General features: G+C 51.1%; 18 protein-coding genes and 1 pseudogene. 5 read left to right on the top strand and 14 right to left on the bottom strand.

The annotated features are described in order from the left end of the window. The first annotated feature begins 339 nt into the window (after positions 1-339). Positions 340-1,485, top strand: coding sequence for an IS3 family transposase (locus C816_RS02485; RefSeq protein WP_016320830.1), 1,146 nt, complete (start codon positions 340-342; stop codon positions 1,483-1,485). A 280-nt stretch (positions 1,486-1,765) separates the two neighbouring features. Here the strand turns inward: C816_RS02485 and C816_RS02480 are convergent, their stop codons facing one another. From C816_RS02480 to C816_RS02420, 14 genes and pseudogenes are all read right to left on the bottom strand, one after another. Then, entirely contained in the window at positions 1,766-3,382 is a 1,617-nt protein-coding gene (locus tag C816_RS02480; RefSeq protein ID WP_016320829.1) for an AAA family ATPase, read from the bottom strand. Between the two features lie 23 nt (positions 3,383-3,405). Then, on the bottom strand, positions 3,406-3,855 hold the full coding sequence (locus C816_RS02475) for a low molecular weight protein-tyrosine-phosphatase (protein ID WP_016320828.1): 450 nt from the start codon (positions 3,853-3,855) through the stop codon (positions 3,406-3,408). A 136-nt stretch (positions 3,856-3,991) separates the two neighbouring features. Next, positions 3,992-4,258: pseudogene (locus tag C816_RS25515) on the bottom strand (DUF1016 N-terminal domain-containing protein); the annotation flags it as partial. 259 nt (positions 4,259-4,517) lie between these two features. Beyond that, positions 4,518-5,081: an RNA 2'-phosphotransferase gene (locus tag C816_RS02465; RefSeq protein WP_016320827.1), complete on the bottom strand. Its 564-nt coding sequence runs from the start codon at positions 5,079-5,081 to the stop codon at positions 4,518-4,520. 160 nt (positions 5,082-5,241) lie between these two features. Then, a complete protein-coding gene (locus C816_RS02460) occupies positions 5,242-5,991 on the bottom strand; it encodes a metallophosphoesterase family protein (protein ID WP_016320826.1) in 750 nt (249 codons plus the stop codon). Beyond that, the gene (locus C816_RS02455) at positions 5,988-7,625 is read right to left on the bottom strand and encodes a recombinase family protein (protein WP_016320825.1); all 1,638 of its coding nucleotides are present in this window, start codon (positions 7,623-7,625) and stop codon (positions 5,988-5,990) included. The genes C816_RS02460 and C816_RS02455 overlap by 4 nt, the downstream gene beginning before the upstream one ends. A 6-nt stretch (positions 7,626-7,631) precedes the next feature. Next, positions 7,632-8,192: a recombinase family protein gene (locus C816_RS02450; protein ID WP_016320824.1), complete on the bottom strand. Its 561-nt coding sequence runs from the start codon at positions 8,190-8,192 to the stop codon at positions 7,632-7,634. After that, complete coding sequence (locus C816_RS21490; RefSeq protein ID WP_256378382.1) at positions 8,189-8,974, bottom strand: recombinase family protein; 786 nt, start codon at positions 8,972-8,974, stop codon at positions 8,189-8,191. Before C816_RS21490 ends, C816_RS02450 begins: the two co-directional genes overlap by 4 nt. A 32-nt stretch (positions 8,975-9,006) precedes the next feature. Next, positions 9,007-10,611, bottom strand: a complete 1,605-nt coding sequence (locus C816_RS02440; RefSeq protein ID WP_016320822.1) for a recombinase family protein — start codon at positions 10,609-10,611, stop codon at positions 9,007-9,009. Between the two features lie 77 nt (positions 10,612-10,688). Then, entirely contained in the window at positions 10,689-10,835 is a 147-nt protein-coding gene (locus C816_RS24130; protein WP_016320821.1) for a hypothetical protein, read from the bottom strand. 19 nt (positions 10,836-10,854) lie between these two features. Further along, a complete protein-coding gene (locus C816_RS02435) occupies positions 10,855-11,223 on the bottom strand; it encodes a type II toxin-antitoxin system PemK/MazF family toxin (protein WP_016320820.1) in 369 nt (122 codons plus the stop codon). 518 nt (positions 11,224-11,741) lie between these two features. Next, on the bottom strand, positions 11,742-12,326 hold the full coding sequence (locus C816_RS02430) for a hypothetical protein (protein WP_242832094.1): 585 nt from the start codon (positions 12,324-12,326) through the stop codon (positions 11,742-11,744). 277 nt (positions 12,327-12,603) lie between these two features. Next, positions 12,604-12,837, bottom strand: a complete 234-nt coding sequence (locus tag C816_RS02425) for a hypothetical protein (protein WP_016320818.1) — start codon at positions 12,835-12,837, stop codon at positions 12,604-12,606. A gap of 22 nt (positions 12,838-12,859) precedes the next feature. Next, positions 12,860-13,570 carry an ImmA/IrrE family metallo-endopeptidase gene (locus tag C816_RS02420; RefSeq protein WP_242832093.1) on the bottom strand — a complete coding sequence of 237 codons (711 nt, stop codon included), beginning with the start codon at positions 13,568-13,570 and terminating at the stop codon, positions 12,860-12,862. 597 nt (positions 13,571-14,167) lie between these two features. Here C816_RS02420 and C816_RS02410 point away from each other — a divergent pair. The 4 genes from C816_RS02410 (at position 14,168) to C816_RS02395 (ending at position 17,235) form a co-directional block, all read left to right on the top strand. Continuing rightward, positions 14,168-14,707: an RNA polymerase sigma factor gene (locus tag C816_RS02410; protein WP_016320816.1), complete on the top strand. Its 540-nt coding sequence runs from the start codon at positions 14,168-14,170 to the stop codon at positions 14,705-14,707. Further along, positions 14,685-15,374 (top strand): DUF4367 domain-containing protein, encoded by a 690-nt coding sequence (locus C816_RS02405; protein WP_016320815.1) that lies wholly within the window; start codon positions 14,685-14,687, stop codon positions 15,372-15,374. Before C816_RS02410 ends, C816_RS02405 begins: the two co-directional genes overlap by 23 nt. A 357-nt stretch (positions 15,375-15,731) precedes the next feature. Beyond that, positions 15,732-16,085 (top strand): hypothetical protein, encoded by a 354-nt coding sequence (locus tag C816_RS02400; RefSeq protein WP_016320814.1) that lies wholly within the window; start codon positions 15,732-15,734, stop codon positions 16,083-16,085. Positions 16,086-16,128: 43 nt separating this feature from the next. After that, on the top strand, positions 16,129-17,235 hold the full coding sequence (locus tag C816_RS02395) for a hypothetical protein (protein WP_016320813.1): 1,107 nt from the start codon (positions 16,129-16,131) through the stop codon (positions 17,233-17,235). Positions 17,236-17,268: the final 33 nt, after the last annotated feature.

Below are 17,268 nucleotides of genomic sequence, written 5' to 3'. Positions count from 1 at the left end.
GATTTTTATATTATACCGCATTTATAGTATCTTGTATAGACTCAGTATCTTTATATCTTTAATTCGTAAAGTAAAATAATGCTTGAGAAAAAAGTCTCCAGCGATTAAAATCACCGGAGATTTCTTGGGTATGGATTATTTTCTTAAAATTTAATAAAAAGTCTACTTTACGAATCCAAGTCTTTAAAAGCCAAAGTTTTGAAGTTTACCTTGCATTAACATCCGAAAAATAGATATTCCCAATCTTTGACTGGTAGTTAGCTTGTCTCTTATATCTTTACATATTACTCCGTCCACATGATAAAATAAATATATTTTATATAGGGGAGGGGAATTGCGATGGCATATACTGAGGAAACAAAAGCGACAATTTTGCATCTATTAGACAACGGAACATCCGTAAAAGAACTATGCATGGAGTACAATATTTCGCGCAGCACCCTTTATCGCTGGTTGCATGATTTGGAATATTCTAATGTGGCTGTGGATATTCCTTCAGCCAAAGATTACAATGCATTGCAACAACAAGTGAAAAAACTAGAAAATATCATTTCGGTTTTAAAGTCTGCTAAATGTACGGTTCATGCTCCATTAAAAGAGAAACTGCTGGAATTAGAACTGCTTTATGACCAATACGATGTCCGTACTCTTTGTGAGGCGCTGGAGGTTTCACGAGGGACTTTTTATAACCATATTCTCCGCAATAAGCGGGGGAATGCCTGGTTTGAAAAGCGGCGGGAGGAATATCGAATTTTAATTAGAGATGTATTTGATGAGTACCGGCAAGTGCTCGGCGCAGAGAAAATCCGCACAGTTCTTGTTCAAAGAGGGCATCAAGTTAGCACGGAATATGTAGCAAGGCTCATGAAAGAAATGGGCCTATCCAGTGTCCGTACAACTGCAAAACAAAACTATTTAAACTTACGGGAATCGGGGAAGAAAAGGAATGTTCTTCGCCAGCAATTCAATGCCACTAGACCCAACGAAGTATGGGTCAGTGACGTGACTTGCTTTAGGTTACAAGATCGAAACCATTATATTTGTGTAATTCTGGATTTGTTTTCCCGGAAGGTTATAGCGTATAAGGTTTCCAAGAAAAACAGCACCCAACTTGTTACATCTACTTTTAAAAGTGCTTGGGAGGAGCGGGTCCCTGAGCTGGAACTGCTTTTTCACAGCGATCGAGGAGCACAGTATACCTCGCATCGCTTTCAGGAGTTATTACGTAGGCACAGTATTGTACAATCTTTTTCAAATTCCGGAAAGCCCCACGATAATGCCGTAGCCGAGTCGTTTTTTGCGTCTTTGAAAAAGGAAGAGTTATACCGGAAAGACTACGCATCTGAACCAGATTTTAAGAGAAGCATTAGTGCCTACATAGAATTTTACAATATGAAACGTCCACATCGCACGTTGAAAAATCGAACGCCATGCCAAATGGAAGAAGACTACCAGGAAGTCATGAGTCAGTCTCATGGAAAATGAGACTAAGGGTTCAGATTCTATGGATTTGCTGTTTTGTATTCTAATTTGAATCGATTTGCATTTTGGTGTCCCATTTTCATTTTCAGGGCAACAGGAGTGAAAGCATTGAAATGCAAGGCTTCCAAGCAAAAAGGACCCCACCCAATCTGTCAAGTCTCAAAAACTTGTTCAGATTGGGTGGGGTCGTTCAACTTGGAGCAAGCGCCCACTTTCGAACCCGCTGCTTGAAGAGGTGACAATTCAGGTCGGCCCTTTGTTTTCAGGATATTGCTGTATTTGCTCACATAACAGGTCCAAGATCCGGTCCTATCTTCTTTTCAGTGATCAGCGTCATTTCCTCTGACCAAGTTTGGAGATACTCCTCCACATTCCAATACTTCACTCCGTTATCCAGCTGCATATTCTCGCCGCGGTACAAAACAGTACGCTCTGCGATCTGGCCGAATCTGTGTTCAGTCAGACGGCATTTTTCTTCGTCCAGTAGATGCCGGTACTGTGCGGACACCTGCTGTCCGCTATGCTTGACCTCGTATATTTTGCAGCAGTCCTGTTCCCTGTCATAGACCACCATATCAAACTCTCCATCCGCGAACTGCAGCTTGAATACCCGCTGGCGTTTGCCCGCCGCTTTCATCGTCTCCAGCAGCACAATGTCCTCCAGCATTCTGCCGCGGACCTCTTCGAGGATTCGATCTGTGACAGTTTTCTGCTCCTTTTCACTCAGCGTAAGAAAGAGTTCATCTTTCATTAGGACGTGGACCAGAGCCTGTGCCTGGCAGTAACGCATTCCGGGTTGGGTGAACAGGATATGCTCCACCGGCTCCGTTCCGGGTTCCACCGTTTCAATCGGAACATTCACAATCAGGTCCAACGCCAACAGGTACTCTTTGATTTCAGATATATGAGCATTTGTGACCTTGACCGTCTGCTCCGGGTGGTTATGAATGTCCAGCAGCGCCATGAGCCGTCGGGTCACGGCGGGAGTATCAATCTCATCCAGAATGTCCGTCCGCTTTTCGGCGTCGCGCTCTTTCCGGAGATTCCGCGCGGTCAGACGCAGATCGTGGGAGATGAAATCGCCGGTCAGCACAGAGACCAGGAAAGCGTGGTTCATATCCTCAATGATGCGGTTGATGGCGCCGGTCAGCTCCCCGGCCTCATAGAGAGTACGCAGATGCCGGAAGTGCCCTCCGTCCTCGTAACAGGCCAGGGAGTGCTGGATGTTCTTGCAGATGGCGGTGTCGATATAGAGCCGGGTGGACTCATCATCACGGAAAGAGGCGTCCTCCGCGTTTACACTGTCATCATCGAAATTCAGTTCTCCGGCCCGGAGGGTCCCGCCATAGCGGATGTAATCGTCAATGCTGTCGATTCCAAGCAGACGGCTGTGCTCCCGATAGGGAATGAACGTGGTATGAATCGCCTTGGCCCGGTCATAGAGCTCTTGGTGGAGCGCGAACCAGAAACCGAGGGAATCCGTACCGGACAGGACGATCTTCATCCCCTGTGCGGCATAGATGTCGGAGAAAAGGGCGGCAGAATCAATGAATTCCGGAATCAGAGTTACCTCATCCAGCAGCACGTACCGGAAGCCGGCGGCCCGGAGGCGCTTCATGTCCCGGTTTAAAGCGGCCATTGTATCCAGCACCGTGGCCTTGATGTAAGCGGTTTTCACCGCGTCCTCCGGGGCCATGTCCAGCACCGCCTGCCGAAGCATGGTGGTCTTTCCAGTGCGGCGGAGGCCGAAGAGCAGGCATACCCTGTCGTTCTGGCTGCTATGGAGATAGGCGCCTAACTGCTGGTAGCAATCTCGCTTTTCCCAACCGCGAACATTTTCAGACAGGGCAAGCAGATCAGCACCTGTCACGACATTGGTTTCAAATAGCTGCTGTTCCATACCGTGCACCTGCCTTTCCAGTTTTATTGTAACCGCTCCAGCAGTCCCTTACACCCGGCCAGTACATCCCGCCAGGTGGTTTCAAAGTCGTCCGTGTACCAGGGATCAGCCACATCGCCGGGGTGGTCGGTGTACTCCATCAGCAGGTGGAGCTTTCCCTCTGGATCGCCGCCGCAGATCCGATTCATATTCCGGATATTGGCCCGGTCCATTCCAATCAGGAGATCGTATTGACCGTAATCGGAGCCGGTGAGCTGCCGGGAGGTCTTCCCGGCGCAGCTGATCCCATGCTCCGCCAGTTTGCGGCGGGCCGGGGGATAGACCGGATTGCCGATCTCCTCGGTGCTGGTAGCGGCAGATTCGATGAGGAATTCCGTCTCCAGACCCGCTTTTTCCACCAGGTCCTTCATTACGAACTCGGCCATTGGGCTGCGGCAGATGTTGCCGTGGCAGATAAAGAGAATTTTCGTCATTGGCGGTACGCTCCATCACGCTGTTCTTTTCCCCAGTATAGCACATCCCGTCAGTGAAGTCGAGAGAGATTTCCAGATGTGCGCCAGAGGTGATCTTTCGTTGGAGCTCCAGCTTTGACCATCCAAACTGCTGGACTGCCCGGATGTACCATGCCCGTTCCTGGAGTGTCAGCTCTGCCTCCAGAATGACCACATTCTGTGTCCAGCCGATGGTCATGGCCTGGTCCAGCACCTCTGTGGAACTTTCGTATGTCCGGAAAAACTCCCGCATCCGGCGCAGGTTTCGGGGAGAGAAGCCGGAGGCGTCGGGGTACATACCGCATAGGTACTCCGACGCGGCGACAGCGGCGCCTTTCTCCGGCCTGCCGCTGACCAGCTGGCCAATCTTACAGTACAGCTTCATCTGCGGCAGATCTGCCGCCATCAGCGTGTCCAGCGCCGCGAATATGGCGCTGTAGTCTATAGGCTTTCTGACGTTCATCCAGCTCTTCCTTTCCGGCGCTGATGCGCCTGTTTTTCTGTCAACAATATAAAGTACCACAGAGCAAAGAGAAGCGCGGCGTGCTGCCGCGTTTCTCTTTGCTCTGCCGTTTTTGCCTGTGATGTCAGGCTGCTATTTTAATTCCGCCATTTGCTCCCATTGGACGATGAACAGCGTGTAATTATTCCACTGGCGGCTCGGGGTCAAAGAAGTATTCCGGCGCGACATAATCGCACAGCCACACGCCGTTTTCCGACAGGTAAAATGCTATGCCGTCCCGTGCCATCGCTTCGGCGTCAATGACGATCACTACAGGCGTCCCGCGGCGGCGACCCACATTTTCCGCAGTCCGAAAATCAGCGGAGAGATGGACGTACTGCCGCCCCATTTTCTGAATTCCCTCCTGCCGGATAGACGGGAGGAACCGTTCCACCGTCCCGTGGTATAGCCGCCGGGGCGGTTTTCCTTTTTTCAATTCTACATCCACCGGAATGGAATGTCCCTGGTTGGCGCGGATTTTCGTATGGTTCTCATTAAATGAGTAGCGCCGCTTATTGTTCTCCCGAACGATACGCTCCAGCGTGTCCATGTCGATCCGCCGCCCGGTGCGCCGCATACCGGATAAAAGCTCATCCACGTCCGCCCAGCCATGGGCGTCCAGTGTGATGCCCGCCGCCGAGGGATTATGCCGCAGCACCAGACTGAGAAACCGGCCCAGTTTGATGTCCTTTGCTTCCTGTGTCATTCACCTTGCCTCCTCACCGAATCAGTTTGATCAAATCATCGCCATGCGTTTCTAGATACCGTGATCTTAAATGATTGACCATTAGCATAACACATTGCCGCCCTGGAGTCGAGAGCAATCTCCAGATGCATATTAGCAGTTCCAAGCGATTATGCCGCAGTTACTCCCATTGCAGTTCCACCATCTGCTCCCACTGGATAATGAAGCGGTCATCTACCACGCAATTCCGATGGTAGTGTCCCAGGAACCAGTAATCGAATCGGCACCGCCGCTTGACCGTCTGGAGGAAATCCGTCAGCCGGTCGGGGGTGTAGTTTCCGTCCAGCTTCTTCAGGATGCTGGTGGGAGCGCAGTGGGTCAGGACACAGTCCACCTTCCAGCCGGCCTTTTCCAGATTCTTTACCGCCTCTTCATACTCTGCGTCGGAGGGCAGCTCCTCGGGCCACCAGGAGACGCCCTTCACCCGAAACATCTGCCGTGTCCTGCGCTTGAACCAGTATTCCCGCTCGAAATCGGGGGACGCGGGATCGAGGATGCCGTCCTGTATATCATGGGAAGACGCGCCGCCCATGGTGAAGAAGGTGATGCCGCCGATCTCGAAGACCTGTCCCCGCATGAGGTGAATCACATGAGGGCGGATGATGTGAACATTTCCGCCATGCCAGTGATGGACGGGGAACTCGTTGAGCCTGTTGAAATTCTCATGGTTTCCGTCCACAAAGAGGGTGGTAAACGGCTTTTCCTCCAGCCAGTTAAGCCAGTAGGTCTCTCTGGGTGAACCGTCCCATATGCCCCCATAATCGCCTGTAATAATCGCGTAGTCATCGCGGCCCATCTGCTTCTGCTGAGGAAAGCTGCCGGTGGCAAACCGCCGGAAATCGCCATGGGTGTCGCCGGTAATCCAGATCACTGCAATTCCCCCTCTCCAAGCGTCTGCTCGATTTCAATTCCACCCCGGAGGCAGACTCTGATCCTGTCCGCCGACAGCACCTTCACGGTGTCCACCAGCTGGCGGACGAGGGTCTCACTCCACTCCGTGAAGGCGCCGGAGCCGGTGCTCAGAATATCCAACGCGCTTTTGATCCGCCCGTTGGCGGCGGAGTCGCTGTTCTGCCGCTCCAGCAGGCTGGCCTTTTGCTCTTTCAACGCCGCCATATCATCGGAGATCCGTTTGAACTCCTCGGCGTGCTGCATGAATCCACCATCCTTGGACTCAGCGAACAGGGCCTGAAACTCCCCGTCCAGCTCCTCAAGCTGGCGGTCAATGTCGGACAGGCTTACAGTACCGCTGGGGAAGGGGATCAGCTCCATCCGCATGGACTCCTCGATCTGGCCTACCAGCGCCTCCCTCTGGCTCATGACAGAGTTGATGGCGGCAAGGATGGCCGCTTGCAGGGATGCCTCCCGGAGCGTGGGGGAATCATGACAGTATTTCGTACCGTAGTCAATCCGGCTGGCGCACCGCCACACGGCGAACTTCTGCCCCCGTTTGACCCATACACACCTCCGGTAAAGGGTCCCGCACTCACCGCACACCAGCCGCTCCGTAAGGGCGTACTTGGCGCTGTAGCAGGAGCGGCCTGTGGGGGCCAGCTTCCGGGTGGGAGCCCGTCCCGCATTTCGCCGGGCAAATTCCGCCTGAGCCTGGTTGAACCGGTCCCGGCTGATGATGCCCTCATGGTGATCCCGCATCAGGTACATGGGAAGCTGTCCTACATTGCGGATCTGCTTCTTGCTGATGCAGTCCTGCGTGTAGGTCTTCTGCATCAGAACGTCGCCGCAGTATTTTTCATTTTTCAGGATACTGCGGATCACGGACTCGGACCAGACATCTCCGCCCTTGGCGGTGGGGACGCCCTGCTGCTCCAGCGTTTTCTTGATCATGCGGACACTGTGACCGGCAATGAAGCGGTCATAGATCTGCCGCACCACGGCCGCCTGCTCAGGGATGATGCGGGGATTGCCGCTTTCGTCCAACTCATAGGCGTACAGATGCTGGTACTGGACGTTGGCCTTTCCCTCCCGCATAGCCTGGCGTTTGCCCCAGACGATGTTGGCGGACATGGACTCGCTTTCCGCCTGGGCAAAGGCGCCCATCATGGTGATGAGCATCTCGCTGTCGGACTCCAGCGTGTTGATGTTCTCCTTTTCGAAGATCACCGCGATACCAAGGGCCCGCAGAACACGGATGTAGTTGAGGCAGTCCACGGTATTTCGGGCGAACCGGGAGATGGATTTGACCAGCACCAGGTCGATCTTTTTCTGCCTGCACTTGCGGATCATCCGCAGGAACTCGGGACGCTTTGCGGCGGAGGTGCCGGTGATGCCCTCATCGGCGAAGATCCCCGCCATGGTCCACTGGGGATTGGTCATGATCTTGTCGGTGTAATAGGTCTGCTGGGCCTCGTAGCTGGTAAGCTGCTCCTCGTCATCCGTGGATACCCGGCAGTAGGCCGCGACGCGCAGCTGGCGTTGGACGGTCCTGGAGCGGGCCAGTTCTGGCTTGGGTGGGATGACGATGACTCTGGGCGTGGTTCCTGTCATATACTATCACTCCATCCTGACAATAATCGTTTTTTCCGGACGCCCAGGAAAGCGGATTGTTTTCTTCCATGTCCCCTTTCTGGGGCTGCTTGTGATCATGTGGTGGAAGCGGCAGGTGCAGATACCGCAGGTACCATGTGATATGGACTCACTTTCTGCCCTGGCAATGGCGCCCATGATGGAGATGTACCAGTCGGAATTGGGATCTGACGTGTTCACAGCTTCTTTCTCGAAGACCACCGCAACACCCAGCTCCCGCAGTTCCCGGATGATGTTGAGACCGTCTGCTGTGCTCCGTGCGAAGCGGGAGAAAGATTTGACGAGAATGAGGTCGATCTTTCCCTGCCTGCATTTGCGGAGCATCTTCTGGAACTCCGGGCGCTTGGAGCGGCAGTCGCCGGTATCTGCGAAGATACCCGCCATGATCCAGTCGGGATTGGCACTGATCTGTTCAGTGTAGTGGGCTTTCTGGGCCTCGAGAATGGATGCTTGGTCCTCGCCGTTAGCGATCCGGCAGTAGGCGGCTGCGCGGAGCTGTGGTCTGGTGCTGGGGATGGTTTTTGTCATGTGTGATCACTCCCTGTTATGATTTGTCCGTTTTTGAGCTTCATGCTGACCTCCCCTTGGGGGTGGATCAGGATGGCGGAGGTAATTTGACGGAGCAGAACGGTGTCCAATCCACCACTCTGCTCCGTCGTGCTCAATATGTATCGTATCCGCATGGTTTCGTAGTCCTCAGAGCTGAGAGCGTTGAACCGGGCGGCTGCCAGAGAGATTACTTTTGCTTTCGCGGCGGATTCATTGAATTCCGCACATTCCAGTGTATAGCCGAGATCGTTCTTTGCTGTGAGGGCACTGCTGTTCTCAGTTTCATCCGTGGGAGAATTGACAACAACGTCAGGATGTCCGCACAGGTGTTGCAGCAGTTCTGAGGCACTATCCATCAACTGTTTATCGGTAACTCTCGCTGCTGAACGCATGCAGTGGGGGCAGCGCCAGGTGTCCACGCGCTCTCGTCGGACCGTATCGCCGCACATACCACATCGAGCCAGAATGCGGATGTCCTTGATTTGGGGCTGATTCAGTTTTCCGCCTGCCGCCGGTTTTCTTCTCCTGAACATCTCCGACCCAATAATGGGTGGATAGCCATTATCTCCAAGATACCGGACGTTTTGCAGAACGCGGGCAACCGTATTTTTGTTCCATTGCTTTCCGGGGAGGTAAGGGATTGCTCTATCATTCAGCCACTCAGCCAATGTTTCATAGGAATTGCCCTCCGCATAGCTGGTGAAGAGCATCCGCACAACCTCTGCCTCGGCCTCTACGATATGGATTTGCCCGTTTTGCATACAATACCCAAAGGGCAGCTTTCGGTTTGCCATCATCGTACACTCCTTTCTGCGGTTTCGGTTAGTTCCAGCCCATTTTTCAGGCGGAAGCGCAGGATATTGCCAGCGTCCACTGTGATTCCAACCACCAGATCCGCGAAGATCTCACCATCGAAGACCGGGAGGAACTCCGGCAGGGCTTCCAGCGTTTCCATCAGCTCTCGTGTTCGGGGTATAGTATCGTCGCACTCCGCACCAAGGATGCGCTCTTTTTCCTGTTTTACAGCACGAAGCTGCTGGGCCAGTTCGTTGCTTCTGGATATAAAAATATCAGGATCGACAAGGCCGCATTTGTTCATGTCGGCCAGCATTCGATCCTGATCGTTGATGTCGGATATTCTCTTGTTCAGTTCAATGATGTCTATGCTCCACAGCATCCGGCGCTCACGGACAGATTGGAGGTCTGCAATCATCTGCTTGAGAATTGATTTTCCATGGAGCCGGAGCTTGTGATATATCCGCAGGAAAGCGGCGCGGAGAGCCTCTTCTGCAATTTGCGGCACAGGGCAGTTTTCTCTCCCGTTATCGTGGTTATGGCATACCCAGTAAGTGATCCCGCGACAGACTTTCCTGCGGAATGGAGTCCCGCACTTGCCACAGAAGATAATTTTGTGGAGAGAGTTTTCCATGTACGGATTTCTGGAACCATACTTTTTACTGCGCTGTGATTTCAGCTTTTGTACGGCAAGGTATACTTCTTTTTCAATGATGGGGGCATGTGTGGCCTCAGCATAATACTGTTGGCGCTCCCCGTGATTCCTGATTTGACGTGCCGGAAGGGTATCTGTGGCGTATGTCTTTTGCCAGAGGGAGTCTCCAATATACCGTTCATTGGACAGAATGTAGGATATTGCGGTCTGGAGCCACTTCCGGTCTTCCTTTCCAATTTTAACAGGTACATTTTCCCGATTGAGTTGTGCCGCGATCTCATCCATGCTCTGCCCGGCAAGATAGCTGTTAAAGATCCGCCGTATGATTTCTGCCTGTGCCTCATCGACCACAATGCTCCGATCTTTGATTTTGTAGCCGAAGGGCATAGAGGATGGGAGGAACGTTCCTTTCTCCATACGCTGGCGGTAGCTCCAGCGCATATTGCCGGAGATGCTCTCGCTCTCTTTCTGCGCGATGGCGGAGAACATGGCGGTGAGCAGTTCGCCGGTCATCTCCGAGGTGTCAATGCCCTGTTCTTCAAAGCAGACGCCGACACCGATGGCTTTCAGCGCTCGGATTGTCTCCAGGCAGTCAACGGCGTTGCGCGCGAAGCGGGAGATGGACTTGACAAGGATTTTGTCTATCCGGCCTCTGCGGCAGTCCGAGAGGAGCCGCTGGAAGTCCGGGCGCTTCTCCGCAGAGGTGCCGGAGATACCAGCGTCGGCGTAGATGTCCGCCATGGTCCAGTTGTCCTTGCTGTTGATCAGCGTCGTGTAGTAGTTCAACTGGGCGGCGAAAGAGTTCATCTGGTCGCTGGAGTCGGAGCTCACCCGGCAGTAGGCGGCAACGCGGAGCTTCTGCGCCTCCGGCCTCTGCGCGGCCTCTATGACGATGACCTTTTTCTGTTCCAGCGCAAGGCTTCCGTCGGTCTGCTGTCTTCTGCCCATGGTTTACACCTCCTCCTGTCAGCAACACACAATACCACACTGTCCGTTCAAAAGCTATTGAAACAGAGTGGTGAAACTCAACAAAAAATGATGTCCGCACCTGTGGTCCGTGCGATCCTGGCGGCGATCTTCTCCAGCTCTGCCTCAGTGAATCCCTGCCCGGCCAGCAGACGGAGCAGGTTCCGGATTCCACAGTAATCAATATTGACATTTTTCGCCTGCATATGAGATTCCTCCTACTGTCTATGTATTTTCAAGCCCTACGCTGATGGCCAGCGCGTCGTTCACTTCCTGCATTTTATCTGCGCCGACATTGCCCATATACGCACTCAGACGGGATCTGTCCAGCGTCCGCAACTGCTCCAACAGGACAGTGGAGTCCTGGAACAGGCCGCAGGCGGCGCCTTTCAGCCGCACATGAGTGGGTTGATATTTGCCTTTGAAGTGTCCCGTGACTGCGGCGGCAATCAGTGTGGGACTGTGCCGGTTTCCGGTGTTGTTCTGGATAATCAGAACGGGCCGGATACCGCCCTGTTCTGAGCCGGTGACCGGCGAGAGATTGGCAATATAAATATCGCCGCGCTGGATCAGTTTTGTCCTATGTATGTTCATAGTATGTTTTCCTCTGATCTCAATGGGGCCGCTCCGCTTTGAGCGCAAAGCCATGCTAGTCTTTTGCATTTGGGAGCGGCCCCACAGTTTTTCTTGTTTCTATTTGCCGGCTCTATTCGACACTACTTCCCGAGCCCTGGGCGGCGGTCTGGAACTGTGCTGGCGCGCATCACGGGCGTCTCACCCCTCCGAGGATCTCTCCGAGCCGCCCCCATTGCTTGTGTCTGTGGCTGGGCGGGAGTATCATTATGTTCTGACGGAGTCGTTGCGAAACAGCTTGCCACGGCTGTTTTCGTCTGGATGGGGATCGCTGGGCACCTTATTTGGCCGTCTTTTATGCGGACTCTGTCCGCACAGGTGGTCTTGGCGCATCCGACTGATCGCTTTCCCGTTTTTCAGGCGGGTCCGTCAGGGAACGTATTCCAGTCGCCGGATATGACCGCGGGGCGCGGTGTTTTTCAAAGTGCAGAGAGAGGAAACAGTTTGTCCTCTCACTATATAATTGGGCGTGGCGAGGCTCAAAACGAAACACCTTTCAAAAATTTTTTTGCAAATTCCTCAAACTGACGCTTATATTTACGGATTACCTGCGGAGAGACACCATATTTTTGGGAGAGGATCTCTGTACAGGCCCTTTTTTGTCCGTTCAGATACAGCTCCAGCAGATCGGTTGCCCAGGGCTTCCATGCTGCCAAGGCTTCTTTCAGTTCCTCCATCAGCACAGAATCGCAGACCATAGATTCAAGCCGTGTTTGACCCGGGAGTTGTTCCAAGCGGGTCTTGGCGCCATCTGTGTCGGCAAGCGGTGCATCCAGGGAAAACACATGAAAGCCTTTCCCGGCCTCCCGGTTCCGCCTTGCTGCGGAACGGTCTTTGTCCCATTGGATATACTCGCTGGCAGAGACCTCAATTACCATGCAGTCCATGTCGTCTCCATCGGCAATATAGTCACGGATGAAATAACGCTGCCGATCCAGGGGAAGATCTTTGTTTGTGTGTACCGCAGACCGCCACTCAGTGGCAGTTGCGGTGGAAAGGCGTGTGCTGCCGTCAGGCTGTACCTGGTTGATCAGGTATGTAATTTTCATTTCTGTGATCTCCAATCTCAAAGTTTTTTGGGGAAATTTTTGAGATTGGGGATCACGGGTATTGCGCTGCCCAAGGCAGCCAATAAAAAATGCTCATCCGATTCCTCTTGGGAGTCGGATGGGCGTAAAAGAGCCACTTGATTTGCTGACCTCACTTCGCCACACTGGTATCACCCTGTCCAGTCAAGGACAGAGGTCAAAAACCAAGTGGCACATGGGAAGTCAACGCATCAAGCGGCTCCGGGGCACAAATCTTGTTTGTCTGTGATGAAATTGTCGGATAATGCCTGGATTAAGTCAGACGGAACGCGATTGGCGGAAAAAAGACATTTTCTCCGCAGTTGGGGCATTTCGTGTAGGTTCCGCTGTGAGTTCCACGGCACAGGACTTCTATCTTATGGTCGCAGAAAGGACATAGCCGCGCAATCTGTATGGTACTGGAATAAGTTCTCTTCAGCGCCTCCTGCTCTGCGGCTGCCTGGGCGTAGCGGGTGGGGTTTTTCTCTCTTACATTGACTTTTGGCATAAATAGTCCTCCTTTGCGCGTTTTACAATTCTCCTTCTTCCGGGTAAATATCAACAAGGGCATAGGGGTTCCGCAGATAATCTGCACGCAGAAGACCGAGCCGCTTGAGGCGTATGGAGAGGGCGGTCTTTGATACGCCCATGTAAGCAGCCATTTCAGCGAAGCGTTCGTAATCGGAGCGGGCAAACACTCGGTTCAGGACCAATTGTTTTCCGCCCAGCCCAAAGGCCTCTAAATTGTCCCGCACCATATCCTCCGGCATCAGAACAGACGCCGTCAGAATATTTGTGCGCCATTCTTCCCAGGAACCGCCAGCTGCGGCAGACTGCTGTCTACAATAGTGGATCTGCCGTCGTGCGGCACAGCCTATGTACTCTTTTGGAAACAGCAATTGGAAAATCTGGTGGCACCCTTCATGGGTCAGCGTAAAATGATACCGCCCCTGGTTGGCTCCATCGGCAATCAGACTGCTGTCGACCAGCAGTGTTTTGCCATCCAGAAAGTAATACTCCGGGTGATCCGGGTCATCATAAATGTGGACACCGACCTCGCCGCAGGAAGTAAGCCCCAGAACACTGCCGTTGGAGGAGAGCACATGGTACGCGATGGACAGACCGAGCAGATCCTTTACCAACAGCTCCGGTTGAACCATTCTTACCTGTTGGCCTGCTAAGGAAGGCAGCTTTTTATATGCAGTGATTACACGGCGGGCGATGCTCTCGATTTCTCCCACAGATAAATGCGGCACTCAATACCTCCATGTTTTCCTCAAAGCGACTGACTAACTGTTGATAATCGGTTGTTTCAAGCGATTTATGGCTTGGACTAATATATTTGTTACCCTCACCGAGTAATAGAACATATGTTCTATACCGGATTATACAGCAGATAATCATTTATGTCAATCATCTCTGGTGTAGAAATGGGTGTATAGGCAATAACTTTACTCAACACCTTTGAAACGGTCTGTAGAGGAAAAAGCAACTTAGTGGTGTAGAGATATATCGCATATACGGTAAAGGAGCCGCAGGATCTGTGGCTCCTTTACCATGTAATTATGTTTTTCCCCCATTACAATGTTTGTCATATAGATCTTCTCGGCGTGACTAGCTTCGTTGCCTACATTTTTATTGACGACACCATCTAGTATTAAACATATCCAGACAACCACGCTAGATTTTTCCTTATTTTATATATAAGGCTTTTTTTGACCTAAAAAATGTGATATAATAATTAGATACAAGGAGAAAATTGTATATTTTCGCATCAATGAATTATTTGAAATAAAAATGAAACTTATGTAATTTACAATAAAGAGGGTAAACGTCTGATGATAGTTTATTTGCAAATGCTGGAGGATTTATCCGATAGAGATAAATTTACTCTGCTCTATAAAAAGTACCGAAAACTAATGCTCTATGTTGCTAACCAAATATTAAATAATCAGGATGATTCGGAAGACGCAGTTCACGAGGCTTTTTTGTCTATTATTAGGAACATTAAAAAAATTCAGGATGCTGATCGGCCAGAGACGCGCAGTTACATCGTCATTATAACGGAGCGCAAGGCCATCAATATCCTTCAAAAGCGATCTTCGGCAATACCTTATGATGAAAGTAATGAGTTAATGGGCATTGCTATTCCCGCTCCCGGTGACTTTGGTATTGCTGACGCACTCTCTCAGCTGCCGGCAAGATACCGGGAATTGATACTTCTTCGATATGCGAACGGATATTCCACCAAAGAAATTGCCGCTCTTTTGGGAATGTCACAGAAAAATGTCCAAAAAGTCTTGTGGAGGGCAAAAAAGCAATTAGAACAAAAGTTGGATGAACTCGGAGAATGTTATGAAACAAATTTTAACGGATGAACTGCTTCAAGCGGCCGCATGGAAAGTACAAAATGCAATGCTGAATTCGCTTCCGGAAGATGATGGTATACTACCAGAGCCTTCTGTAGCTTTTGAAAAAAAGATGGAGCAATTGGTGCGACAATTCAAGAATAGGGAACAACGACGAAAGTTTCTACAATGCGCAGCAGCGTGCTTCTTGGCAATTTTGGTTGGCTTATCCGGTTGGTTAGCCCTGGATACAGAAGCTAGGGCGTCGGTTTCAAGATGGATTCGGGAATTTTCTGAAAATAAAGTTTTCTATCGTTTTTTTGCGACTGAGGATCGATCCAAGATCTCAGTAGACTTTGTTCCTCAGTGGATTCCCGATGGATATATGATGGAACGGATTGAGACCGGATATGCTACAAAAGTAATTTTGTATTCAAACAGGGAAAAGCAAATAATTTTTATTTGTAATATAGCGGATAGTGGAACAGAAGAATTGATAATGGGAGAGGACTTCCAAATAAAAGAAGTGAGAATTGGGGACAGCTTTGGTGATTTTTATGAGGAGGCCTCTGCTGAGGAATCAAATGGATTGACTTGGATAGATGAAGAAGCAGGTGTTGTTTTTTCTATCACCGGTTATCTTGATGAGGAAACAATGGTTCAAATAGCAGAGTCTGTTATTCAAAATAAGAAATGACAATTTATCTTGTGTAGAAAAGTAGACTCCACTGATGGTCACCCTGATATGCTTTTGAGATGAAACAGAACTACGCGCAAAGCGTGCTGGCAATTTACTGTGTGACAATTTTGTAAAAAGGTACAAACAGAGGTGACCCTTCCCGGCCTTGTTCAGACCTCCGGTCTAGCTGTAATGTCATAAAATTAAGGAGCGAGCTAGCGGCTCGCTCCTTAATTTTATGACATTGGGTTAACCGGAGGAATTAAACTCAAAATTCCTGTCATATTGCATAAATATTGCCTCTCAATTTGGTCATTTCTTACTGTCTCCATTTGCTCTTTTTTTTGGTTTTATTTTTTGAAAGGAGGTGTGTTTATGAAAAGAAGATTATTGACCTGTTTCTTGGTTGCCATTATGGTAATGGGGGTGAACGCTCAAGCCAATGAAATACAGGAAAGTCGGATAGCAGTCGCTTCTCCTAAGCTGTATTTCAACGGGACAACCGCTGTATGTGAAGTTTCAATTTCACAAAACGGCAAAAAAATTTGTGCAACTATGGAACTATGGCAGGAGACAAATTTCGTTGGTTCTTCGTCCGGTGAAGGCAACAGTTTCCTCATCCTGAGTGAAACATATGCGGCATCTAAGGGAAAAACCTACACCTTGAAAGTGTATGGAACCATTGATGGCAAACCATTTACAGCAGAAAACATAAGTAAGGTATGCTGATCTGTGATAGATGTCAGTTCTTCGAAAGGAGATGGTAAGGGATATGGAGCAGGTTCAAAACGCCCCCAGAGGCGGCAAGTGGGTCGAATATGGCAAATTCACTTTTTTGGATATCTCCCATGAGATCAAGACCAAAGAAACGCCTTCTGATGTAGACACATGGGTTGAGGTGGACATGAGCCCGGAGCACCGGCTGGAGACGTGGAGGCCGAACTTCACTGGCCCCGCTCTGGGCAGAAATCCTGGCACGGCCGCTGCCTGGAAGGAGTTTGAACAGCAGACCAAACTGGCGGCCGGGCAGTTTCTGGACGGGACCATGGATGCGGATTCCCTGACAGAGGTCTTTCAGCAGGGATACCAGCATCTGACCGATGTGGCGAAGGACACCGGGTACCCCAGCCCCCTCTGGGATGGGATGATGGGGCCTGCCGCCCTGGAGAGTATTTACGGCGAGTTCCGGCGGATGGTCCTGGACGCGGCGGTCCAGCGGAACAACCAGGAGGGACGGCAGTACGTCACCGGCGAGATGAACTCTCAGCGGACCTATAAGTACTATAATTCTGATTACTACTTCAAGACCGAAGAGGCGATTGCCTCCGCCACGGAACGCTACAACGCCCTGATTCAGGAGGCGGGCTGGGAGGACTACATCTCCGTGCCTGATTACAAGGGGAAGGGACTAAACCTCTACTACAATTTCAACACCGCCTTTTCAAACAAATTTGATGTGAGTGAGCAGTACATGATTGATCCGGACCAGGTTCCGCCCAGGGACTTCCAGTGGTTTTATCAGACCGGCGGCTCGGAGGGAAACAAGGGCATTGTCGATTCCTGTATCGTCACCCACCTGGACGGCACAAAGACCTTCGAAGACTATTCCGGCCCGGAATTTGATCCGAGGCACCCCGGCAAAGCCAATATGTGGGCCGCTTACCGGGATGAAAATGGGGTGCGCCATCAGGTCAGCGTGGATTTTCGGTACAAGTTCGTGGAGTCCGACCTGCGCAATGTGGCGGCTCTCCTGCGTTTTCCCGGGGACAGTGCCGCCGGCCAGTCTGCCAACCGCTTTTTGCAAAATCTCCAAGTGTATTCGCCGGGACATTTCAGCCGTTTCCCAACACACAAAAATAAACTAACAACCTATGCATAAACGAAAGAGAGGGAGAAACTATTATGTAAAAAT

Source organism: Oscillibacter sp. 1-3, from assembly GCF_000403435.2.
Classification (GTDB): domain Bacteria; phylum Bacillota; class Clostridia; order Oscillospirales; family Oscillospiraceae; genus Oscillibacter.
This window is presented reverse-complemented; position numbering and strand designations above follow the sequence as displayed.

Bases quoted from the DNA above. Each gene is read 5' to 3' on its own strand.
- C816_RS02405 (WP_016320815.1), top strand. From the start codon at position 14,685: ATGAAACAAATTTTAACGGATGAACTGCTTCAAGCGGCCGCATGGAAA.
- C816_RS02455 (WP_016320825.1), bottom strand. From the start codon at position 7,625: ATGACAGGAACCACGCCCAGAGTCATCGTCATCCCACCCAAGCCAGAA.
- C816_RS02425 (WP_016320818.1), bottom strand. From the start codon at position 12,837: ATGCCAAAAGTCAATGTAAGAGAGAAAAACCCCACCCGCTACGCCCAG.
- C816_RS02440 (WP_016320822.1), bottom strand. From the start codon at position 10,611: ATGGGCAGAAGACAGCAGACCGACGGAAGCCTTGCGCTGGAACAGAAA.
- C816_RS02395 (WP_016320813.1), top strand. From the start codon at position 16,129: ATGGAGCAGGTTCAAAACGCCCCCAGAGGCGGCAAGTGGGTCGAATAT.
- C816_RS21490 (WP_256378382.1), bottom strand. From the start codon at position 8,974: ATGCAAAACGGGCAAATCCATATCGTAGAGGCCGAGGCAGAGGTTGTG.
- C816_RS02400 (WP_016320814.1), top strand. From the start codon at position 15,732: ATGAAAAGAAGATTATTGACCTGTTTCTTGGTTGCCATTATGGTAATG.
- C816_RS24130 (WP_016320821.1), bottom strand. From the start codon at position 10,835: ATGCAGGCGAAAAATGTCAATATTGATTACTGTGGAATCCGGAACCTG.
- C816_RS02480 (WP_016320829.1), bottom strand. From the start codon at position 3,382: ATGGAACAGCAGCTATTTGAAACCAATGTCGTGACAGGTGCTGATCTG.
- C816_RS02410 (WP_016320816.1), top strand. From the start codon at position 14,168: ATGATAGTTTATTTGCAAATGCTGGAGGATTTATCCGATAGAGATAAA.
- C816_RS02475 (WP_016320828.1), bottom strand. From the start codon at position 3,855: ATGACGAAAATTCTCTTTATCTGCCACGGCAACATCTGCCGCAGCCCA.
- C816_RS02435 (WP_016320820.1), bottom strand. From the start codon at position 11,223: ATGAACATACATAGGACAAAACTGATCCAGCGCGGCGATATTTATATT.
- C816_RS02450 (WP_016320824.1), bottom strand. From the start codon at position 8,192: ATGACAAAAACCATCCCCAGCACCAGACCACAGCTCCGCGCAGCCGCC.
- C816_RS02485 (WP_016320830.1), top strand. From the start codon at position 340: ATGGCATATACTGAGGAAACAAAAGCGACAATTTTGCATCTATTAGAC.
- C816_RS02465 (WP_016320827.1), bottom strand. From the start codon at position 5,081: ATGACACAGGAAGCAAAGGACATCAAACTGGGCCGGTTTCTCAGTCTG.